At 47.8% G+C, this 25,421-nt stretch carries 9 protein-coding genes; 1 reads left to right on the top strand and 8 read right to left on the bottom strand.

The window, feature by feature from the left end:
* The 8 genes from AC5ELV_RS25610 to AC5ELV_RS25575 form a co-directional block, all read right to left on the bottom strand.
* A partial coding sequence (locus AC5ELV_RS25610; protein ID WP_493432367.1) for an amino acid adenylation domain-containing protein occupies positions 1-13,965 on the bottom strand: 13,965 nt, incomplete at its 3' end.
* Between the two features lie 2,064 nt (positions 13,966-16,029).
* Positions 16,030-16,338, bottom strand: coding sequence for a hypothetical protein (locus AC5ELV_RS25605; protein ID WP_493432366.1), 309 nt, complete (start codon positions 16,336-16,338; stop codon positions 16,030-16,032).
* Between the two features lie 120 nt (positions 16,339-16,458).
* Entirely contained in the window at positions 16,459-18,309 is a 1,851-nt protein-coding gene (locus AC5ELV_RS25600; protein WP_493432365.1) for an ABC transporter ATP-binding protein, read from the bottom strand.
* Positions 18,302-20,065: an ABC transporter ATP-binding protein gene (locus AC5ELV_RS25595; protein WP_493432364.1), complete on the bottom strand. Its 1,764-nt coding sequence runs from the start codon at positions 20,063-20,065 to the stop codon at positions 18,302-18,304. Before AC5ELV_RS25595 ends, AC5ELV_RS25600 begins: the two co-directional genes overlap by 8 nt.
* A gap of 74 nt (positions 20,066-20,139) precedes the next feature.
* Complete coding sequence (locus AC5ELV_RS25590; RefSeq protein WP_493432363.1) at positions 20,140-20,550, bottom strand: MarR family winged helix-turn-helix transcriptional regulator; 411 nt, start codon at positions 20,548-20,550, stop codon at positions 20,140-20,142.
* A 504-nt stretch (positions 20,551-21,054) separates the two neighbouring features.
* On the bottom strand, positions 21,055-21,285 hold the full coding sequence (locus tag AC5ELV_RS25585) for a hypothetical protein (RefSeq protein WP_493432362.1): 231 nt from the start codon (positions 21,283-21,285) through the stop codon (positions 21,055-21,057).
* A 5-nt stretch (positions 21,286-21,290) separates the two neighbouring features.
* Entirely contained in the window at positions 21,291-22,514 is a 1,224-nt protein-coding gene (locus AC5ELV_RS25580) for a Ger(x)C family spore germination protein (protein ID WP_493432361.1), read from the bottom strand.
* The gene (locus tag AC5ELV_RS25575; RefSeq protein WP_493432360.1) at positions 22,495-24,024 is read right to left on the bottom strand and encodes a spore germination protein; all 1,530 of its coding nucleotides are present in this window, start codon (positions 24,022-24,024) and stop codon (positions 22,495-22,497) included. The genes AC5ELV_RS25580 and AC5ELV_RS25575 overlap by 20 nt, the downstream gene beginning before the upstream one ends.
* A 179-nt stretch (positions 24,025-24,203) precedes the next feature.
* Between AC5ELV_RS25575 and AC5ELV_RS25570 the strand changes: the two genes are divergently transcribed.
* Complete coding sequence (locus AC5ELV_RS25570; RefSeq protein ID WP_493432359.1) at positions 24,204-25,316, top strand: GerAB/ArcD/ProY family transporter; 1,113 nt, start codon at positions 24,204-24,206, stop codon at positions 25,314-25,316.
* Positions 25,317-25,421: the final 105 nt, after the last annotated feature.

Raw genomic sequence — 25,421 nt, 5'->3', positions numbered from 1 at the left:
TTCCCCAACCGTCTGGGTCTGCTCCTTAATCGTATCTAGCTGCTCCAGTGTCAGGCCTTTAAACAGCACATCACTTGGAGTCAATTCGGTCCGCTCCCGTGTGGCACAATGCTCGATAATCTCAAGCAGATTGGATTTCAGCAGATTGGCTAGCATTTGGACGGTGTCCTTACGGAAGGCTTTGCCGTTATACCGAATGTCCAGTTCCAGGATGCCGTTCGTTACGATCCCGCTCACATCCAGAGCATATTTCATCTTCGTCCGGTCACTAACGACCGATCCAATTGAGTAAGGAGACATCCGGATATCGCTGTTTTGCAAGTCCTGATCCAGCTGGCCGAGATAGTTAAAGCTCACTTGTGGCTCGGCAAAAGCTTGATATTGACCAAGGTGCTGTACATCTGCTTGCTGACTGGCGACTTGGCCGGATTCACTCAAATATCTCCATATTCCGTAGCCCATTCCTTTATTCGGAATATGGCGCAAACTCTCTTTGACCTGTTTGATGCGTTCCGACAAAGCGTGATCACGACCGATGTCCAGCCATACCGGATATGGACTCGTAAACCAGCCTACCGTACGAGAAATGTCCATATCCGGCAAAATGTCCTCACGTCCGTGTCCCTCCAGATTGATGAGGCTGCGTTCATGACCCGTCCACGTGTACAGCATCATGCCCAAAGCCGTCAGGAGCAGATCGTTCACTTCCGTGTTATATGCGCGGTGTGCTTGCTTCAATAATCTTTCTGTCTCTTCTTCCGTAAGCTGGAAGGCCACTGTATCCGTGTCAGCCAAGGTAAAGGGCTCAGCCTGCGCTTGATCCTCAGGCAAACGTACTTGGTCAGCCCAAGCGGCTGCGTTCCATTGCTCCCAGTAGGCGTGTTCACTGTCCATAGCTGTGCTATTCGCATAGGTGGAAAGTTGCCCAGACCAGGAACGGAAGGAATCCGTTTTGTCCGGCAGCTGAAGCACTTCCTGATGAACGGCCTGTTCATAGGCAGTAGTCAAATCCTCAAACAAAATACGCCAGGATACCCCGTCCACGACCAAATGGTGAATCGCCATCAGCAGATGATCCCCATCTGCACAGTGGAACAAACCAGCCTTTAACAGCGGTCCTTCATGCAGTTGGATACTGCTTTGAATTTCACTGGCTTTCGCCTCAATTGCCGCGCTGAGCATAGCTTCATCCGTCAAATTTCTAAAGTCCAGCACGTCCAGGTGATACAGCTCGCCTTCCTGTATTCCGCGGTTCCATGCTTTATAGCCTTGCTCGGTCTTGCTGAACACCATCCGCAGAGCATCATGATGCTCTGTCAGTTTGATAAGCGCCTGACGCAGAGCAGCTTCGTCAAAGCCCTGCTCCCGGTGCAGCATAACGGCCTGATTGAAGTGATGCGCATCCACTTGGGTCTGCGCAAAGAACCCATGCTGGATCGGAAGCAACGCCGTTTCTCCGCTCACTTCTCCCTGATCTGCCCTACGACTGACCTCGTGCATATGCGGTGCCAGCGTTGCGACGATGGGATAGCGGAACAAATCCTTCATGTCCAGCTTGTAGCCTGCCTGGAACGCACGAGACACGATTTGAATCGCCTTGATCGAATCGCCGCCCAGATCAAAGAAATTGTCCAACATACCGACGGTTGGCACGCCCAGGACGGACTGCCAGATCGCTACGAGTGTTCGTTCTGTTACAGTGCGTGGCGCTGCATAATCCGCACCGCTGTGCAAACCGCCTTCCGGTGCTGGCAGGGACTTGCGGTCGATTTTACCGTTCGGTGTCAGCGGCATCTGCTCCAACCAGATGAAATACGACGGCACCATATAGCTTGGCAGCTCTTGTCCCAGCTCATGTCTCAGCTCACCCGCTCCAAGCTCTTGACTCGCCACGTAGTACGCCACGAGCTGTGTTTGGCCCGTTTCGTCCGTGCGTGCCATGATGACCGCTTCTTGTACGGACTCCACCTGCAGCAGCTGCGATTCGATCTCGCCCAGTTCGATCCGGTAGCCCCGGATTTTCACCTGATGGTCCATCCGGCCCAAATATTCAATGTTGCCGTCCGGCATCCATCTTGCCAAATCGCCTGTACGGTACATCCGCTCATGGTCTGACTTGTCATCAGCAAACGGATGAATTACAAATTTCTCGGCCGTCAGTTCTTCACGTTTCCAATATCCGCGGGCCAATCCTTCCCCTGCAATATATATCTCACCCGGTACGCCGACGGGCTGCAATTCCTCATTCGCATTCATGATATAGATTTGGGTATTTGCGATAGGACGTCCGATATTAATGTGCTCCGCATGGGTCAGTTCCTGCACGGTTGACCACACCGTCGTTTCTGTAGGTCCGTACATGTTATAGATGCGAGGACCGTTTATTTCTTGCAGTGCTGCCAGCAGCTTGGGCGGAAGAGCTTCACCCCCGACCATCATTGCCTTCACGCCTTGCAGCGCGCGGGAACCTGCTTCATGACCCAGCAGCATTTGCAGCCGGGATGGTGTCATTTGCAACATCTCAATATGATGATGAGTAATCAATTCACCCAGCGCCTGAGGATTGACCTGATGCTGGCTGTCGCCAAGCACCACCGTCATTCCACCCAACAGGGGCAGGATGGTCTCCAAGACGAAAATATCGAATGAAATGGTCGTCAGTGACAAAATGGTTTGGTTCGCTTCAAAGTCAATGACTTCGCGCATCCCGGTAATAAAGTTGAGGACCGAGCGATGCTGGAGCATAACTCCTTTTGGATTTCCAGTCGAACCCGAGGTATAGATGACATAAGCCAAATGCTCTGGGCGGGCAATCGTCTCCAGATTGCCGCTCTCTCCCTGATACAAGGCTGCATCCTCAAGAAACAGGGTATTGGCGTTGTATTGGTGCTCTTCTGCCAAATCACGACGGGTCAGAAGCACTGTGGCCTCGCTATCTTCCAGCATGTATACAATACGAGAGGACGGAAATTCGGGATCAATCGGTACATAAGCACCACCTGCTTTTAGCACGGCCAGCAGACCTACGATCATTTCCACGGAACGCTGTACCATCAGGCCGACCAGTTTGTCAGGTCCTACTCCCTGTGCTTGAAGCATTCGTGCCAATGAATTGGCACGTTCATTCAGCTCCCGATACGTCAGACTCTGATTTGCAAACACCAATGCCACCTGATCCGGTGTACACTCCACCTGATCCTCGAACAGCTGATGGATCGTCTGATGAGACGGAAATGCACAAGCGGTGTCATTAAAGGCCGCTGTAATCTGTTGTTTTTCTGCTGCTGTGAGTAGTTCCAGCTCTTCCACCCGAACATGCGGGTTGATCGAAATTTGCTCCAGCAGGCGCGCAAAATGTCCATACAGACGTTCAATACCTGCTTGATCAAAGCTGAGCGTGTTATACATAAAACGAATCTTGATGCCTTCACCCGGCATCACGACGACGTTCAGGTCGTAGTTGGTTTCCTCTGTAGACACCACGTTCGAAATCGTAAATTTATCCTGTCCGTCACTGCCCAACTGCTCTACCTGCTGCTCCACCGGATAATTCTCAAATATCATAATATGATTGATTAAATCCTGCTTCTGCCCGGTCAGTGCTTGAATTTCATACAATGGGAACGCATCATAGGCATTGGAAGCCAGTGCTTGCCGCTGTGTTCGTTTCATCAAGTCCACAAAAGCTTCGTCCTTTTCAGACTGTACACGCACTGGAATCGTATTAATGAACAAGCCAATCATATACTCCACACCCGGAATATCGCCTGGACGACCGGACACAACACTGCCGAACACGACATCCGAACTGTTATTGTATTTTTGCAACAAAACGCCCCATACCGTCTGAATCAGCGTATTGATCGTCACCTGATTTTGCTTCGCCACTTGTTCGATCTGAGCCACCAGCTCCGGCTGGAAGTCGCAATCCAGTTCTCCAGCGATATATTCCCCGGTGTGCATCGATTTCGGCTGTGCTTTTTGCTGCGGAAGCGTAATTTGCTGCTCATAGTCCGCCAGATACCCACGCCAGTATTGCAGGGCTGCCTCACGGTCCTGACGTTCCAGCCATTCAATAAATCGACTGAACGGCGTGACAGGCTCCAGCGCTGGCTCATGACCCGCGCGCAGTGCCAGATAGCTACCAAATACCTCCTGTGTCATAAAGGACAAGCACCAGCCATCCATCAAAATGTGATGGAAGCTCCAGATAAAGTGGTACGTTTCATCCCCGGTTTGCAGAATAGAGATACGAATGAGTGCATCTTCTGCAAGATTGAATCCTTTCGCTTTATCCTCGATGACAAAAGCTTCAACACGAGCTTTACGTTCCTCTTTTTCTAGTCCGCGCAAGTCTTCATAATATAATTGCCCGCTACGGTTGCGGAAGACGACCTGCACAGGCTCATCCTTCCAGGAGTTGATAAAGTTCGTCCGTAACGCCTCATGACGTTGTACGAGCAGATCCAAGCTTTTACCGAAAGTAACCACATCAAACCGTCCATTCAATTCAAAGGTGGCCTGCTCAAAATAAGCTGCCGAATTCTCATCCATTAGACTGAAGAAGAGCATACCTTTTTGCATCGGCGTCAAAGCATACACATTTTCTAGTTCGCCCATATCTTGTGTATCTTTCACCAATTGCTCCAGCTCGTCTAGCGTTACATGGTTTAACAGGACATCACTTGGGGTCAATACCGTTCTTTCCTGAGCGACACAATGATGAATCACCTCACGCAAGCCGGACGCCAGTAGTTCTCCAAGCCGTGCAATCGTTTCATGCCGGAATTGTGTGGTGCCATAACGAAGGGTGAACATCAGCTCGCCATCCTCGATTAATCCATTGATATCCAGTGCAAAATCCATAATAGCGTTCGTGCTAACAGGCACACCGATGGAATAGGATGAAGGCTGTAGATCGTTGCCTTTATAATCCTGATCGAATTGGCCCAAATAGTTAAAACTGATCTCAGGCTGAGTTTTTAACTGCACGCCCGCTTTCTCTAGCACATTTAGATCAGACAGGTAGCGTAAAATACCATAGCCGATGCCTTTTTGCGGAACATGACGCAGCCCTTCCTTGATCCGTTTGATCAAACGGGCGGTATTTCCCCCTTGTCCCAGACTTCCATCCAGTACAACCGGGAATTGGCTCGTAAACCAGCCGACCGTGCGCGTAATATCCACGTCGGGTACAACGGCTTCCCGTCCATGCCCCTCCAGGTTAACCAGCACCCGTTCGGAACCGGACCATTCATACACGGCTTTGCCGAGTGCGGCCAGCAGCAGGTCATTCATTTCCGTGTTGTACGCGCGATGAGCCTGCTTGAGCAGCTGCTTGGTTTCCTGCTTCGTCCAGCGGACCGTGACCACCTCACTGTCTCCCAGCAGAGCATTGTCATTTGCAAAATCCTTTGGCAAAGGCTTCGCAAGACTGGCTTCTGCTTGTTCGATATGCTGCCAGTATGCGAGCTCCCGCTCCATCGTCGCACTATTCGCATAGACTGACAGCTGTTTGGCCCATACCTGGAACGAATCTGTTTTATGTGGCAGTCGAATAGCTTTGCCTGTTTTACCTGCAACAGCCTGCTCATAACCGGATGCCAAATCCTCCAGTAAAATACGCCACGATACGCCGTCCACGACCAAATGATGAATGACCATTAGCAAATGATCGCCCTCAGCGCAATGGAACAGACCGAGCTTCACAAGTGGACCCTCGCTCAAATGAATGCTGGCTTGAATTTCACTCGCCTTGGCTTCGACAGCGGTGGATTCGTCTTCAACTCCGCTAAAATCTACGATGTCCAGCGTGTATAGCTCGCCTTCCTTTACACTGCGGTTCCAAGCGGTATAGCCTTGCTCCGTCTCACGGAATACAGTGCGCAATGCGTCATGATGCTGGACAATACGTTCCATCGTACGGCGCAACGCGTCGACGTCAAAGCGCCCAGCTCGATACAGCATCATCGCCTGGTTGCTGTGGTGCAGGTCAACCGGTTGCTGCTCGAAGAACCATCGCTGAATAGGTGTCAGCTCTACCTGGCCTACTGCCTCTTCCTGGCTGGCAATCTTGCCATCTGTACGAAGCAAAGGACTGAGTGACGCTACCGTCGGATTGCTGAACAAATCCTTCATGTCCAGTCGATAACCTGCTTGCAGCAATCGGGAGGATACTTGCAGCGCTTTGATCGAATCGCCGCCCAGTTCAAAGAAGTTATCCTGCGTGCCTACCGTTTCCACGCCGAGCACCCCGGCCCATACCGCAGCCAGTACTTGCTCCACCGTGGTACGCGGTGCCACATAAGCTGCACCCGTATGGATGCTTCCTTCCGGTTCCGGCAACGCTTTGCGGTCGATTTTTCCATTGTGGGTCAGTGGGATCGTCTCCAGACGCATCAACCGTGCAGGCACCATGTGCGCTGGCAGCCCTGCTTCCAGTTCGGCCTGTACCTCCTCGATCCGCAGCTCGGCTTCTCCCGTGATGTATCCGCACAAATACTTGTGTCCACGTTCGTCCGTCCGGTCGATGACTATAGCTTGACGCACACCCGACACCCGCTGAATTGCCGTTTCAATCTCGCCTAGCTCGATCCGATATCCCCGGATTTTGACCTGATAATCCATCCGCCCGATAAAGTCTACATTGCCGTCTGGCATCCACCGCGCCAGGTCACCTGTGCGATACAGTCGTTCACCCGCTACATACGGGTTCGCTACGAATTTTTCGGCTGTCAGGTCTGCACGGTTCAGGTAGCCTCGTGCTACCCCGGCTCCGCCAATGCACAGCTCGCCCAGTACGCCGATCGGCACCGGATTCAGCTGGCTGTCCAAGATGTAAAACCGTGCGTTCAGCCACGCCTGACCAATCGGCACACTGCCGCTATTTGGCAGCTTCGACAGTTCTTCGTCGTAGAAGCTGGAGTCGATCGCCGCTTCCGTGACGCCGTAGCTGTTTATAATGCGGATATCCGCACCAAACCGTTCTTGCAGCACCCGGTAATCCGTCACGCTGCAGCTATCCGAGCTGGTGATCAGCAATTCCAGACTGCTCATGTCCAGTCCCTGCTCATATACATGCTGCATAAACGGTACAATCAAGGCCGGGGTCGATTCGAACACTGTAATCTGATACTCGCGAATCCAGCCGTACAGGCGGCTTGGATCAATCCGGTCATTTTTCGGACAAATGACCATCGTGCCGCCGTTATAAAGCGTCCGCGCGATATCCCCGACGAATACGTCGAAGGAGAAGCTTGCCAGTTGCAGCAATCGTACCGGGAACTGGTTCAGACGGTAATCCCGGCGGTAGGCTGCGGCTGTGTTTACCAGACTGTGATGCTCGATCATGACCCCTTTCGGGCGTCCCGTTGTACCGGACGTGTAGATCACATACGCCAGATCCTGCGGCTCGTTGATATGCTCGATATCCGTGGCATCCCCGATGTACAGCGACTCATCGTCCAGCGCCAGTACGGTGTGCAGACGCAAGTTCGTTGCGGATTCGGATGCTGCTTCGCTATCAGATGACGAATCTGATTTCAAGCTTAATCCCTCATTAAGGCTGTTTCTTTCCATCGTTTCAATGCTAACCGCCGTTTCTAGCTCACCCTCAGACTGCCCTCCGGCCAAGGCCTGTCGACTTTCCTCCAGCCATGCTTGGGCACGCTCCTGCAAACTGGTTTGCGTCAGTAGCACTGTCGCACCGCTGTCCTCCAGCATAAAGCGGATTCGTTCGGATGGATAATCCGCATCTAACGGTACATATGCCCCGCCGGCTTTCCATACTGCCAATACGCCAACCAGCATGTCCACCGAGCGCTCGCTCAAAATACCAACAATGGATTCGCGCCCAATGCCTTCATTCCGCAATCTACGAGCAAGTTGGTTCCCACGCTCGTTCAGCTCGCGATACGTAAGCTGCCGCTCCTCGTATACAACTGCCACGTGATCCGGCACAAGCTGCGCTTGTTCTTCCACATAGGCGTGGAACAACCCTTCTGATTGCTTTTCATCAATCCATGCAGATACACCAACGGAACCAAAGCCGTCGATGATCTTCACTTTTTCCTCAGCAGTCACTAGCTCCAGCTCATCTACTAGCGCATTCGGTTTGTGAATTGCTTCTTCTATCACACGCAGCCAGTGCTCACGGAATTGCTCGACAGCTGCACGTTCAAACACTAGCGCGTTGAATTCAAAATGAAAATCCATTTCATCGCCTGGCACCACAGTAATGTTGAAATCATAGTTCGTTTGCTCCGACACGGAAGCATTGGCAATCGTAAAACCATTCGTACCACGGCTACCCATTTGCTCCATGCGCCGTTCCACTGGGTAGTTTTCAAACACCATAATATGGTTCACCAGGTCCTGTTTTTGCTCTGTCAGGGCCTGAATTTCATATAACGGATAGGTTTCATAGGCACGGGAAGCCAGTGCCTGCTCCTGTATCTGCTTCATTAACGCAGCAAACGTCATATCTTTCTCACTGTGAATCCGTACAGGAACCGTATTAATGAACAAACCAACCATTGTATCGATGCCCGGAATATCCGCTGATCTACCAGATACGACACTGCCAAATACAACATCCCGACTGTTGTTATATCGTTGCAGCACAACGCCCCACGCTGCTTGAAGAAGCGTATTGACCGTCACTTGCTGCTGCTTAACCAGCTTGTTCATCCGCTCCGTCACTTCACGGCCCAATGTAAACGAAAGCTTGTCCGCTTCATATGCTTTAGCCTGACCCTCCAGCTGTTTTGCTTGCGGCAATACCGTCTGTTGCTCAAAACCAGCAAAATAGTCACTCCAGAACCGCTCAGCCTCCATGTTATCCTGCCGATCCAGCCATTCAATATATTCGCTGTAAGGCGTTACCGGGGCTAGCTCCGGTTTGCGGCCTTCAAGCAGGGCAAAGTACGAATTAAATGCTTCCCCCACAACTAGGAACAAGCACCAGCCGTCCATCAAAATATGGTGGAAGCTCCACACAAAACGGTACGATTCCTCGCCTGTACGCAAAACAGACACCCGCATCAGCTCGCCTGAACTGAAATTAAAGCCTTCGACTTTGTCACGCTCAGCAAAATCAGCAATGTATGCGTCCTGCTCTTCTTGCCCCAGTGATCGTACATCTTCAAAACGGAATCCAGCCGCTTTATGGCGGTACACCACCTGTAAAGGCTGTTCATTCCAGCCGCTATAAAAATTCGTTCTGAATATTTGATGCCGATCCACCAGTTGATTTAAGCTTTCGGCAAAAGCCTCCACTTGAAAGCTGCCTTGCAGATCAAATGTCGCCTGCTCAAAGTACGCCCCGGATTTCGGCTCCATTAAGCCGTGGAACAGGATGCCTTTTTGCATGGGTGTTAACGAATAAATGTTTTCTAATTCTCCCACAGCAGCCGTCTGCTCTACAATATGATCCAGCTCTCCAGCCGTCAGTCCTTGGAAGGACAAGTCGCTTGGCGTCAGCTCCGGCAGCTCTTTTTGCACACAGTGAGCCAATACCTCACGCAAGCTCTCCTGCAGCAGATCAGCCAGCTTTTTGATTGACTTTTTCATGAACGTTTTGTTACTGTAGCTGATCGTCAGTTCCAGTGCACCGTCCGTGATCATGCCGTTGATATCCAGGGCATACCGCTTGGTCAACGTATCTCTAATGGAAGCTCCGGTGGAATAAGGAGACATGCCAAATGCATTATGTTTCAAATCCTGATCGAATTGTCCGAGATAGTTAAAGCTAATTTCCGGCTCGGCGACAAAAGCGGCTTCCCCTTCCCTAGGCGCAGAAAGATATCTCAAAATCCCGTATCCAATTCCTTTATGCGGCAAACGGCGCAGTCCTTCCTTGACGTTCTTGACACGCCGTCCCACACCCTGTTCCTCGCCCATATCGAGTACAACCGGGAATTGGCTGGTAAACCAACCGACCGTACGCGTCATATCCACATCCGGCAAAATGGCTTCCCGACCATGACCCTCCAGATTTACAAGCACCTGACGAATACCTGCCCACTCCTGAATAGCGGTTCCCAGCGCTGTCAACAACAGGTCGTTCGCTTCCGTATTGTAGGCTCGGTGTGCCTGCTTTAGGAATTGCTCTGTTTCTTCGACCGTCCATGCCACGGTCAGTGTGCGGTCATCTCGTAGCTGAGGCTTGGCCTCGGATTTGCGAGTGTAATCCTTGGGCAAAGCTGCTTGAGTAGCTGCCGCTTGTTCCAGTTGTTGCCAGTACGCACACTCCTTCTCCAAAACCGAACTGTTCGCATATGCCGACAGCTGATCAGCCCACAGACGGAAGGAATCTGTTTTGTTGGGCAAACGGACAGACTCGCCCCGTAAAGACTGCTCATATCCGGTTGCCAAATCCTCCAGCAAAATACGCCAAGACACACCATCGACCACCAAATGGTGGATCGCCACCAGCAAATGATCTCCATCCGGGCAATGGAATAGACCCACCTTTACCAGCGGTCCTTTGGATAGGTTCATGTTGTTCTGAATTTCAGTTGCTTTCACCTCAATCGTCGCGCTCAGCATGGCTTTATCTGTCAAAGCCCTAAAGTCCAGCACGTCCAGATGATACAGCTCGCCTTCCTGTATTCCGCGGTTCCACGCTTCATTGCCTTGTTCGGTCTTCCTGAACACCATCCGCAGTGCATCGTGGTGCTCCGTCAACTTGATAAGCGCCTGACGCAGAGCAGACTCGTCAAACCCCTGCTCCCGGTGCAGCATAACTGCCTGATTAAAGTGATGCGCGTCTACTTGCTCCTGTTCAAAGAACCAATGCTGGATCGGAAGCAACACCGTTTCCCCGCTCACTTCTCCCTGATCTGCCATACGACTTGTCTCATGCATGTACGGTGCCAATGCTGCGATGGTTGGATACCGAAGCAGCTCCTTCATATCCAGCTTGTAACCTGCCTGGAACGCACGGGATACAATTTGAATCGCCTTGATGGAATCGCCGCCCAGGTCAAAGAAATTGTCCAAAATACCGACGGTTGGCACGCCCATGACAGACTGCCAGATCGCCACGAGTACCCGTTCCGGCGCGGTATGCGGCGCTTCATAATCCACTCCGCTGTGCAGACTGCCTTCCGGTGCTGGCAGGGACTTGCGGTCGATTTTACCGTTCGGTGTCAGCGGCATCTGCTCCAACTGAATGAAATACGACGGCACCATATAGCTTGGTAGCTCCCGCCCCAGCTCACTTCTCAGTTCACTGGCTTCCATTGCTTGACTGGCCACATAGTACGCCGCCATTTGTTTTTGGCCCGTTGTTTCGTCCGTACGGGCCACGACGACCGCTTCTCGTACCGACTCCACCTGCAATAGCTGCGATTCGATCTCGCCCAATTCGATTCGGTAGCCCCTAATTTTCACCTGATGGTCCATCCGTCCCAAATATTCAATGTTGCCATCCAGTGTCCATCTCGCCAGATCGCCTGTACGGTACATCCGCTCATAGCCTGCCTTGCCTCCGGCAAACGGATTTTTCACAAATTTCTCGGCCGTCAGATCTTCGAGATTCCAATACCCACGAGCCAATCCTTCCCCTGCAATACATAACTCGCCCGGCACACCGACTGGCTGCAATTCCCCGCTCGCATTCATGATATAGATTTGGGTATTCGCGATGGGACGTCCTATATTAATTTCTTGAGCATGAGTCAGTTCCTGTACGGTTGACCAAACCGTCGTTTCTGTAGGTCCGTACATGTTATAAATAAGGGGACCATTTATTTCTTGCAGCGCTGCGAGCAGCTTGGACGGAAGGGCTTCACCTCCCACCATGATTTCCTTCACACCTCGCAGTACGTGGGAACCTGCTTCATGATCCAGCAGCATTTGCAGCCGGGATGGTGTCATTTGCAACATGTCTATAGAATGATGAGTAATCAACTCACCCAGCGCCTGAGGGTCCACCTGATGCTGGTGGTCGCCAAGCACAACTGTCATTCCACCCAACAGCGGCAAGATGGTTTCCAAGACAAAAATATCGAATGAAATGGTCGTCAGTGACAAAATGGTTTTGCCAGCTTCAAACTCAATGATTTCACGCATCCCGGTAATAAAGTTGAGGACCGAGCGATGCTGGAGCATAACTCCTTTCGGATTTCCAGTCGAACCAGAGGTATAGATAACGTAAGCCAGATGCTCTGGGCGGGCAATCGCTTCCAGGTTGCCTCTTTCTCCTTCATACAATGCTGCATCCTCAAGAAACATGGTATTGGCGATGTAATGATGTTCTTCCGCCAGATCACGACTGGTCAGAAGCACTTCGGCCTTGCTGTCTTCCAGCATGTATGCAATACGAGATGACGGAAATTCAGGATCGATCGGCACATAAGCACCGCCTGCTTTGAGAACGGCCAGCAGTCCTACAATCATTTCCACGGAGCGCTGCACCATCAGGCCGACCAGCTTGTCAGGTCCTACTCCCTGTGCTTGAAGCATTTGTGCCAATGAATTCGACCGTTCATTCAGCTCCCGATAAGTCAGACTCTGATTTCCAAACATAACCGCTGTCTGATCCGGTGTACGTTCTGCCTGTTCCTCGAATAGCTCGTGAATTCCCACATCGTGTGGAAAGGGGACTGCTGTCGCATTAAATACATCCATAATTTGTGCCCGCTCTTCGTCACTCATCAGTGACAACTCCTGAATCCGCTTCTGTGGCCCTTTCACCATATGCTCTACCACACTCAAGAATTGACGAATAATTCGGGCGATTTCCTGCTCGTTGAACAGCTCGGTCCGATAATCCAGTTGCAGTACAAGTTTATCGTCATCCAACATGTCTATCATGGCAATATCGAAGTCGCTCACCGTATCTCCGCAGAAATCGGTATGCACCTGCTGAACAGCTTCATCAAAACGGGAGAAGCTCAGCGTACGGTACTGAATGGTAACGCCAAACAGGCGGCGAATATTCGTGCCGCTTTGCTGTTCACGCAAATCCTGTATGATTTTGTTGTACGGATAACGCTGATGCCGCAAAATGGACGCCTGCTCCTTGCCAACACCCTGCAGGAAGGTAAGTAGCTCGGACTCCGGCTCAACTTGCAAACGTGTAGCCACAGTGCTAACGAACATGCCCATTGTATTTTTTTCCTTTTTCAACGTACGGTTAGCATACAATGTACCCACGGTTAAATCCTGTTCCCCTGTCGTTTTATGTAAATAAATATACAGAGCAGCCAGGAAAAATGTAAAAATACTGATGTTATTCGCCTCGCAAAAAGCCGTGACACCACGATATAATTCGTGCTCCAGTGTATAGTTCTCCCGGCGTGCAGCCGTACTCACCGTGAGCGGATTGTATGGTTTTAAACCTGTAACCTCCGGCAGATCGGCAAATTTCTCCGTCCAGTACGTCTTATCCTTTTGATAGCGGTCCGATTGCTCATAGCTTTGCTCCACCTGAATAAAATCGAGATATGAATTCGCTGGAACTGGCGCATCTGAACCTGTACCATGCACAATATTCATATAATTCCCCGTAATTTCATTAATGGCCTGCTCCATAGTAACGCCATCAGAAATAATATGATGCATCTTGAAACTAAACCAGGTGTCTTCTGCCCCCAGCTGCAAAATAACAAACCGATACAGCTGCGAATCCAGCAAGGGGAACGGCTGTGCGTTATGATGGCTGACCCATAGCTCAGCTTCCTCCGGGGTAACCTGAAGCGTTTCTATGCTTTGAGCAGCAAACGGCTCCACATATTGATAGGGAATGCCGTCCCTAGCCGTGATTTTGATACGAAAAGAATCGTTTTGTGCAATCACCTGGTTCATTGCCTGCTGCAATGCATCTATTCGAACCGTTCCCTTGATTTTAACAGTGGTAATAATCGTGGACGTGTTGCGATTGGGATACACAAGCTCCGTATACCAAATACGTTGCTGGGGTTGGCTTAATGCAAACAATTGAACATTGTGCTGAGTCATACGTATCTCTCCTCGCGAAATAGATATGGGTAGAAAGTAACTCCTCATAAATGACCGCCCTTGTCAAGGAACTGGTCATGCGTGTCTTTTCTCCGGCATTAAATTGCCAATGGCAGTTCGGCAAAGCGACCACTCCTGATATACCATTGAGACATGGGTGCCTTCAAAGAGCTGAATTTGATCGAAACAAGCATATCTCTCTTTTTCATCGATCACACTTTCGCAGTGCAAGCTTTTTTTAGTTGGGCGGACCTAGTGAAATAACTCTGACTCTGGATGTATGAATATGTGCATGGAATGAGAACATTTTTGAATTATGCTGAGAGTACATCTTGGTGGTGGGTTGTAGAATGGCTACCGCAGTGTTAACAACGTAGTGTATCGTGATGTGTGCTGTCTGAATCTTGGCTGGAGGGTATCGATGCTGTGAGATGCATAAGCTGCTGCAGCGTGGTTAGGAGTGTAATTCTAGGCTGAAAGGAGCGAAAAAATACTCACAACTGCGCTTAAAACTTCCTGTTTTTGTACATGGATGAAAAAATAATGGGCATCGGACGAGCCAACGGGATTCCCAGGCTGTTAAGGATACGTTTCGCATACCTTAAAAATAATAGAGTTGTTTTTTGGAATACGGAAAATGTGAGACGGATTTACCAGATATGATGTTATGGACAGCTGTTTCGATTACAATTAGTGCTCCCATTCAGTTTCTAAAAAAGAAAACAGCTTATGTACTTATGAAGCCATTTCGGGAAGCAGTGAGAGCATGTTGTCCTGCTTGATGTCCATGGAGCTTCTGTTGAACAACTTTCATGTTCTGTAAGCCATTCAGGCAAAGCCCTCGTGTCGGGCGAAACAAAATAACTGGATCTTCTCAGTCAGATGGATCACGATTTTAAAAAACCAAGGCATGACCGAGTCGCCATATAAAATTTCTCACATCCTCTTTCTGTCCAAAATTTCTCAATAAATCCTTATATCCCTTTTTTCCTCCCAATACTTTCTAGCTATTTTAAATATACAAACTTTAAAACCGATTAGCATGGGACATAAGTTCCAAATTGATAGATTTCATAAAATCAATAAATAATCCATATTATTCTATTATTTTTATATCTTCAAATGCAATAATTTCACTTTTTTATTAAATTGAATACTGATCATGACCCGTTAATGTGGTTCAAAACGAAATTTTTGATTTTATAAATTGATAAAATCAAAATGATGTAGGCTTGCAAAAAAGGTCCAAAACCCTTGTACCAAAGCAAATTTTACGTTACATATCATTAACATAAATGTAACAAATCAATTCTGACATCATCCGACAAATTTCAACTTTTTCAGCAATATTCTTTAATTACCTATATTATGGAATTTATTTACATAAAGCTGAAATGATTCAAAATTAATAACTCTTCACTTTTTAAATAGATAGTGACTTTTCATAGATCTTTTGAACTAATTCACATGCGGAATTTTCTTTAATTTTCCTCCTGAAATTTCAATTCAGATTAAGTTTTCTCTAATTTAAGCTATAAACTTTATTTTTTAATTAATAGAAACGTTTTGATTTCCCTTTAAAAGTATAAATTTTTAGAAAATTCATAACTTTGGAACTATTATTTTTCACAAAATTTAATGAACAGAAAACACAAAATAGCAAGTCTCTAAGTTGCAAGAGGCTTGCTATTTTTAAGTTTTGGCGACTTGACCCTTAAGTATGAAGTGAATACTGCCACAGCGAACGTACCGGAAACATTTGTTGTGTGATGTATACTGTGTACGAATCGAATCGTTTTTGTTGCCGAGCGCATCACAACCGAGTGAGCTTCTGCCGTGTGACCAGACAGGAAACGAACCCTTAGAAACCACTCACCAGATATATGATATTCAATAACTAAATTTTATTAGCTTTACTACGTCCAATGCAGTTACGTGGTTAACAAAAATGCTGACATCTATGTAACTCGATGTCAGCAGGCAGAAATCAGTACTATCCATTTGCTGTAAAGATTCACTACGAAGTCAATAACCTTCAGCAGAATAAGAATAGTAAATAGTTCATCATCCATCCACCACATCTGCTTGCAAATCTGTTGCAATTTCAATCATCTTAGGCACGACAGCCTCATCGGAAATAGCCACATACACATCCCCCATGTAATGACGAAAAGGTATCTCTACGTCAGCATACTTCCACATGAAAAAATCTCCATCGATCGACATGGTGCTCTCAGCACCTTGTATGATAAGCACTCGTGAATACGAAAAGTCTGGCTGGGATGCAAAGTAATCTTTGCACTCCTCCAGGGAAATGGATTGCTCCACAGGATTCTCCTGCATGGAACGGGTGATTCGAAAACGCTGGTTCATTGATCTGCCTCCACAATTGTGATTAAGAAATTCTGGCTTTCATAACTTATAATGTCCACATGCTGATGTCAATGCTGTTGGAACTATATGGATATTCATTGTAATTTCAAGCAGTTACTTTTAGGATGCATGTTCAAACTGACTGTTGTATAGATCGGCATAGAAGTCGCCTTTAGCTAGCAATTCCTCATGGTTACCCATTTCGATAATGTCACCGTCCTTCATGACCAGAATCAGATCCGCATTCTTGATCGTCGAAAGTCGGTGAGCAATCACAAAGGAGGTTTTCCCCACAGTCAGCTGGTCCATCGCTTGTTGAATCAGCAATTCCGTGCGCGTATCAACCGAGCTTGTGGCCTCATCCAGAATAAGCATAGGTGAATCTTCAATCATCGCTCTTGCAATAGTAATCAATTGCTTTTGACCGGCAGAAAGATTGGCTTTGTCGTCCAGCACTGTATCATATCCCTGCGGCAGTGTTTTAATGAAGCTGTGCAGCCCCACCGCTCTACATGCAGCTTCCACCTGCTCATCGGTAACATGATCCTTGGAAAAGACGATATTGTCACGAATCGTTCCTTCGAACAGCCAGGTATCCTGAAGCACCATACAGAATAATTCATGAATATTCTCACGCGTTAATTGGCTGATCGGGGTTCCGTCAATGTAGATTTCTCCATCGTTCAGCTCATAAAACCTCATGAGCAAATTCACGAGCGTGGTCTTACCCGCGCCTGTAGGACCGACAATGGCTATTTTCTGACCAGCTTCAGCTTTCATGGAGAAGTCCTTGATGATCATACGGTCTGCATTATAGCCGAAACGGACATGTTTGAATTCGACATCCCCTTTGGCGGTGTCGAGCTTTGTAGTCTTGTGACGCTCATCTGCCAATTCTTCTTCACCCAGAAATTCGAATACACGTTCACTGGCAGCGGCTGCCGATTGCAGATTGGTTGCGGCCTGTGCCAGCTGCGACAAGGGCTGCGTAAACAGTCGAATATACACCATAAAGGCGACAATAGTTCCAATGCTTATAGTCTGTTGGTTGACCAGCAAAGCTCCCACAACACAGACTGCGACATAACCAAAATTTCCAATGAACATCATGACTGGCATCATCAGACCAGACATGAACTGAGACTTCCATGCATTTGTATATAAGCGGCTGTTAATGCCATGAAACACTTCCTTGGCTGCTTGTTCCCCGTTATATACCTTGACTACGTTATGACCAGCATAGGTTTCTTCGATATGACCGTTGATCTGGCCAAGTTCCGCTTGCTGTGCTACAAAATATTTCTGTGAATGCTTCATAATCACGCTCATCAGGCAAAAGCCGATCAGCGTAGCTACAATTCCGGTAACGGTCATGATCCAGTTCGTATAAAGCATCATAATCAAGGCGCCCACGAAGGTAGCCAGCGCACTGACAAGCGTGCCGAGACTGTTGTTTAACGTTTGTCCGATGGTATCGACATCGTTGGTTACGCGGCTAAGCACATTACCGTAACTCGTAGAGTCAAAATACTTCAAAGGCATATGATCTATTTTTCGAGACAGCTCTGTCCGCATCTTCTTGGTAAGACGCTGTGAGACGGTTGCTGTAATGAAGCCCTGAAAATAGTTAAAGATAAGACCAAATCCATATAAAAGCGCCAATACAAGAACAATCTTCTGTACAGCACTTACATCAATCCCGGTTACGATTCCTTCCTGAATCAGGTTTGCAATATCACTGAGCTTTTCCGGGCCAATCACGTTGAGGGTAGAGCCGACCAAGGCCAGGACCATAGCGAGTATAATCATAGGCACATAGGCCTTGCAGTAGGATACAAGCTGGCTGATGGTCTTTTTAAAATTATTTGCTTTTTCACCAGCACCCATGCCTCCCGCGGGTCCTTTACCCATGGGACCTCGCTGATTCATTTTCATTTGCTGGCTGTCGACGGTGTGTTCATTCTTATCCATGTATGAGTTCCTCCTTCGAAAGCTGCGAATACGCGATCTCCTGATAGGTGCTGCAGTTTGTCATCAGCTCTTCATGTGTGCCGCTCCCTACAATCTCCCCCTGGTCCAGCACGATAATCCGGTCAGCGTCTTTGATAGTGCCTATGCGCTGACCAACGATAAGTGTCGTAGCGTGGCCGGTTTCTTTTTTGAGAGCGGAGCGCAGAATCCGGTCTGTTCTGTAGTCTAGTGCCGAGAAGGAATCATCGAAAATATAAATTTCCGGCTGTCGGTAGATGGCACGCGCAATGGACAGCCGCTGCTTTTGACCACCGGACACGTTCGCTCCACCTTGCGAAATTCTACCCTGATATTGACCATCCATTTTTTCAACAAACTCCGTTCCTTGAGCAATACTAACGGCATCTTTGACGAGTTTCTCCGATGCTCCTACTCTTCCGTTATCACCATACGAAACGTTGGATACCACCGTACCGTTGAACAGTACAGCTCTCTGGGGAACATACCCGATTTTGTTATGGAGTGACTGCTGATTATAGTCCCTGACATTCACACCGTCCACAAGCACCTCTCCCTCGGTCACATCATAGAAACGGGGAATCAGATTGATCACGCTGGTTTTGCCGCTGCCTGTAGCGCCAATAAAGGCAACCGTCTCGCCTCGTTTGGCGGTAAAGCTAATGCTGCGAAGCACGGCCTCCTCCGCGTCCGGATATTTGAAGCTGACATTACGGAATTCCACTTGCCCCATAACGCTCTCTTCTCCAGTCGTCTCATGCCCGTTAACGATGCTGGATTCGGTATTCAATACCTCCATGATCCGTTTGGCAGAGATCGAAGCGCGAGGCATCAGGATGAATATCATACTTACCATCATAAAAGCCATAACCACCTGCATTGCATAAGAGGAGAATACGACCATATTGGAGAACAACGTAATGCGGTCTGGTACGGCCGCCCCGTTAATCAAGTAAGCGCCGATCCAATAGATAGAGACACTCAGACCTGACATAATAAAGGTCATACCTGGGCCAATCATCGTCATTAATCGGTTCGCAAACAGGTTTGTATTCGTCAACTCGACGTTAGCCTGCTCGAACTTCTCCTGCTGGTACTGATCTGCATTATAAGCGCGTACTACCCGAAGTCCGATCAGATGCTCACGTGTTACCCTGTTCAGATTATCGGTGAGACGCTGGATTCTCTGGAAACTTGGAAGAGCGAAAACAACAATGACACTTAGCATCAGGATCAGAACAGCCACAGCCGCTCCTGTAGAGGCGGTCCACTGCCAGTTTTTGTCCGCAATCTTCACAATGGCCCATACAGCCAGAATCGGTGCCTTGATGATCACCTGCAACCCCAACGCAACCACCGTTTGAATCTGCGTAACATCGTTCGTGGAGCGGGTAATGAGGCTTGCCGTCGAAAAGCTGTTCATCTCTTCCATCGAAAAGGATAAGGTTTTGTCAAAGACCATCGCACGCAGACGCATGGCCAGCCCTGCAGCCACCTTTGCCGCGAAATAGCCCACAATAATAGATGCAATCATACTGCCGACGGCACAAAACAACATGTAACTACCGGGAATCAGCAGTTCGGACACAGGCGTTCCTTCCGTTTGCAGCTTGGTCGTAATTTCTGCCATATAATCAGGTAGCTTTAGATCAAGCCATACCTGCACAACGATGAAAGCCAAGCTGCAAAGCACGAGCATCCATTCATTTTTCTTGAGATATTTGAATATCTTCAGCATTCTGTTACTCTCCTTTTATCTGATAGTCTTTGATGTCTGGTGAAGTATGGTGCATCCTGCATTTGCATAGAAATTCAACTTCTAGAGACAATAAGCTTAATGAGTCGGATCAGTTCTTTGGCATCCTGTTCGTCTAATTTTCGAAGGATATTCTCCGTCCATGCGATTCCTTCATTATGCCTGTCAATCATAAATTGCTTACCTGAATCCGTAATGAATACAATCACCTTACGTTTGTCATTGACATCAGTACGCCGTACAACTAGTCCTTTCTTCTCTAGGCTCTTCAGTGCCGTTGCTACCCGTCCTGTACTAACTGACAAGTATTCGCTCAAGTGACCAGAGGTGACCCCGTCCTTATTGAAATTCAGACAAATGAGAATCCCCATTTCACCACGTGAGAAGTGCCCTCGTTCCTCTAATGCCGGTTTCCGCGATTTGACGATATACTCGAATAGTTCTGTCGCTAATGCTTTATAATCCAATGGTCACAACACCTTCTCGCTAATACCTTATAGTATTAGATAATTAATCTTATAGTATAAGATAATAATAATGTCGGGTTACAAAGTCAATTAGAGAAAATATGGAATACAAAAAAGCATGCGTAACCAGCTAGTATTTTCGCCAAATTTCCCACGCAAAAAGTTCAATGGGAATGAAAAAAAACATGAGGAGTAGTTTGCAGCAGATATGAAGAATCCTCATGAATCTTGAAAAAGACCGGATCAGTACGGGGAAATATAAAAGACTGCTTCTAAAAGTAAAGCAGCAGCTCACTAGGACTTAAAAAGTAAAGTCTTAGACTGCTGCTGCTTTTACCAACATTCACTTCTACCATTAAAATCAAAGATACTACTACTATTTTCAAAAGCATTTCTGATAGAATCACCCCAAGAGATTCTTTCGTCGGCAAGCACTTCCTTTTGCTTCATAAAGTAACTTCAAAGATTGTATCCTTCCGCTCAAAAGTTAAATTTCTCTACAACCTAATAAAACCAGGATGTAAACAGATTGTTAACCGGTTTATAGATCATCATGATGAGAAGCAATGGACTCGGCACATTGATCTTGTACAAGGAGCAGACCACCCCACTAATGCCCGTAATCCAAAACAAGCCCCAGACTAGAAGGTCACGGCGCCTGCTTCCTCGTGTCAGCAAAGGCACATCGATGACCGCACAGACCGCTGCTGTTGCCAGAAAAAGCAGTAACACCATTGCCCTCACTCCTTGATATCTTCAATAAAAGATTTGTCTGTAATGCCAATCCGGTTAATCGACACGCTGGCTTTGTAATGGACGGGTAGCGATTTTAGGTAATTGTCCCCTTTTTCCTGTTGTAGCCTAGCCCAAGCTTGGGGGTTGGCACGGTAGATCAACTGTCCAAAACCCATAGTATCCGCATTGTAGCGCTCAATAATATGCTCAACTGAAGTTTTCATCCGCAAGATAATTCGTTCTTCCGATTTCCTTTCCAGCTCTGTAATCACGCGCTCTGCCTCCAGATTATCTTTGCTCATTACCTCTTCAACATTACACAAGGCCTTTACATGGATGTAAATATGTGGTTTACCGTCAATCATCTTGACTTTACGTTCGGTGTCTGTATGTAGTGCTTCAATGACGATGGGCCGTCCGTCGTCTCCTATTACAGGACCTGAACTTTTGACAACGTTATTGGTGACATAATTGTAGCCGATCGTCTCGTTATCGCTTAACCACCCGATCATCTTATCCTTCCGAAATACGGCTATATTACTGTAACGTAATCTGGCTGTGGGCGAGCTATCTTCCACATTGCTCTTCTTTTCGCCCTCACTGACACTGCCGGACATCTTCACTCCGGTCAACACCGGATTCTTCCCCTCGTACAGCAAATCCTCAATAAATTGGTTCAAAGAAACAGCGACTGTTTTTGCCGACGCCTTATATGATTTGTCCAGGGAATTATACAATTTACTTGCCGGCAATTTCTCTAGCGGGGTAAGGACCTTCAGGACATCTTCGGCAGTGGTGTCTTTGGCGACCATGGCGTAGAAATCATTACGCGGCTCTCGGCTCCGCTTCAACATATCAAGTGCCTCGCCAATTCCGGCCCGGGCAAGCTCCTCTCCGATCACCAGTATACGGATATGCCCAAAGTAGCTGGCTCTCGCACTGTCGAGACTGTACTTGCGCTGGGCTTCATAGATCGTGGGTACCGTTAAGGTAGATACAATCACCGGCACCCCGGCACCTCCTGAGCCTCCTGCCGTCTGCGAGGCAATTGCTGAAGGAATAACCACCTGCAGCGTAACCTTATAGCCAGATTCAGCCTTATCTAGCCCCATCCCCAACACAAAGGCCATTTCATTTAACTCCTGTCTTTCCCAGCACCCGCTGAGCAGCATAGGGACTAAAAGGAAAAGCAGGAGTCGGTAAACAATTTTACGGTTTTTTGGGCTCATCTGCCGACTCCTTTCGCTTGTCTGTGCTTTGACGGTCAAGGTTCTGAACCATACTTTCTGCCGGCCTTGTCTTTAAAAACGGCCAAGGAAAGCGGAAAATGGAATCCTTCAGATCATTTGAACGGTATGGACCGATCGGACTCATATAGGGCATGCCAAAGGAACGCAGACTCGCCAAATGCAGCACGATCAAAAAGACGCCGAATAGTATTCCGTATAGTCCAATAAAGCCGGCCAGTCCGATAAGAACAAAACGAATGATTCTTGCAGCGATCGACATGCCCGTCTCTGGTATGACAAAACTGGATATGGCCGTAATGGATACAATGATAACCATTGCTGATGAAATAAAGCCCGCCGCAACCGCCGCCTGGCCTATGACAAGTGTTCCAACAATGGATATCGCCTGCCCTATATTTTTCGGAATCCTCACTCCCGCTTCCCGCAGAATCTCATACGTTAATTCCATAAGCATCGCTTCCACAAATGCGGGAAAGGGAACGCTTTCCCTCTGTGCTGCAAGGCTGATAACCAGATTGGTAGGAATCATCTCCTGATGATAAGTCGTAACCGCCACATAAAAGGAAGGGGCAAGCAACGTAATAAAAAAGGAAAGAAAACGGATAAACCGCAGCAAGGTGCCGATATCGGCCCGCTGATAATAATCTTCGGCGGATTGAAAAAAGGTGACAAAAAAGGTAGGCACCAACAGGACAAATGGTGTTCCATCTACAAGAATCGCAACTTTGCCTTCGAGGACCCCCGCTGCGATAGTATCCGGTCGGTCGCTGTTATAGATCGTAGGGAACGGCGTAGCAGCCGTATCTTGAATAAATTCCTCGATATATCCGCTCTCCAGAATACTGTCCGTATCGATTTTGGCCAATCTACGCTTCACCTCCTGCACAAGGTCAGGGTTTGCGATGTTGGTGAGATACATAATGGCTACACTGGTTTGAGTCACCTTGCCGATTTGGAAGGTTTCCAGCCATAACTGGCTGTCTTTAATTTTCCTCCGGATCAGCGCCGTGTTTGTCCGCATATTTTCCGTGAACCCTTCCATCGGCCCACGCACAACTGATTGTGAGCTGGGTTCGCCTACATTGCGGTCCTCCCATCCAGGCAGTCCGATCCGCAGGGCGCTGGATGTTCCGTCCACCAGCACCATGATATTACCGGATAGCAGTTCATGAACAAATTGCCCAAGGTCATGCGTGACGGACAGATCCCCCGCAATCAGCATGCGTTTTCGCAAAAGCTCAATCTTCTGATTAGCATCAAGATCTCTCATCTGCTCAGGGGTACAGCGTTCCTGAAGCGAAAATAATATGGAGTTATGCAGAACCTGTGTATCCACAAGACCATCAATATAAAGCAAAGCGATATGCGTAGATTCATCCAGTTCCAGCTTTTTAGTGATCAAATCGGTGCTTGTCCCGAGCAGTTGAACCAACTGCACCAAATTGTCCTCCAAGCGGTGTGATAATGTGCCAGTAATTGTATCCTTCATGTCACAACCTCCGCATTCCGTGAGCAAACTAAAACTAGTATGACAGAAGAAGTTGATAATTATCCCCTTATCATTCCTTTTCGACTATCAATTAATAATTATGTTATAAAATCACATACTAATGGAAATGACAAAAGAAAAACTTGAGGGGCAGTTTGCAGCAGATTTGGAGGAATCTCATGAATCTTGAAAAAGACCGGATCAGTACGGCTCAAATGATAATGCTTGGTTTTTACTCGCTCATCGGGGAAATGGCACTTGTGTATCCTGCGGCAATGACAACAGGAGCCCACGAGGACGCGTGGATTGCCGCCTTGATTAGTATTCCGCTAGGACTTGCATGCGTAAAGCTGATGGTATCTACATCAAATATTGATCCAACTAAAACGATTATCGAGCTTTCATTACAAGTGTTAGGAAAATGGGTGGGTGGAGCTGTAGCGTTGAGCTATTTATTCTTTTACCTGATTGCTGCCTCCACCTATGTCAGAGAAATTGAAGATTTCATGTGCACACAGATTTACGAGGGGACACCAGGCGGGGTCATTCGCTTCATGGCGATTTTTTTGCTGGTGTATGGCTTGCGGCTGGGTCTTGAATCGCTGGGCAGAGCAGCCCAAATTTTTTTTCCTTTCTTTGCGTTTTTTCTGATTTGCCTAATCGTTCTCTTGTTCCCCGATGTCAAGTTAGAGCGTATCTATCCTATTTTGAATACACCATTTCCTGACATGCTGCACACCATTATGTTCGGCGTATTTTATCCCTTTGGAGAAATGTGCGTGTTCTTCATGGTGTTTCCCTATGTCCAAAAACAAAGCAATACGAGCCGCAATTTATTCATCTCCCTGTTGGTCGGGGCCGTTGGACTCAACCTCATTTTGTTTCTCTCCCTGACAGTACTCGGGGCATATTTCTCAGAACACGAATTTTACGCTGCCTATATTCTTGCCCAGAGAATCAACATTGCTAATTTTCTGCAGCGGATTGAGGCTTTAATGGCCACCACGTGGATCATTAGCACCTATTTCAAAACAGCGCTTTTCTTTTACGCATTTGTTTTGGGGACAGCTCAGCTACTAAAGCTTAAATCCTACCGGCCATTGATCTTTCCAGTAGCATTTCTGATTTTCGGACTGTCACATCTGATTGCAAAAAATATTATTTTCTACGTCAAGGAGATCCCAGCCTATTGGGTAGATTGGGATCTCACCCATGCCTTTGCTTTCCCGTTAATCCTGCTCATTGTTTATCATATCAGGAAACGTATCAGTCACAATAACCAACTAACGTAAACTAGTAAAAGCTAAAACTGAATCTCTTCTTATGTATCTTCCTCTGAACATATTCATTATTGTTTGCAAGATCAGGCTCAACATGCCGTACTTTGATGAACTGTC

The sequence above is a fragment of the Paenibacillus sp. NMA1017 genome (assembly GCF_058895805.1).
Note: the sequence above shows the minus strand (reverse complement) of the source record. Positions and strands in the feature narration are given on the sequence as shown.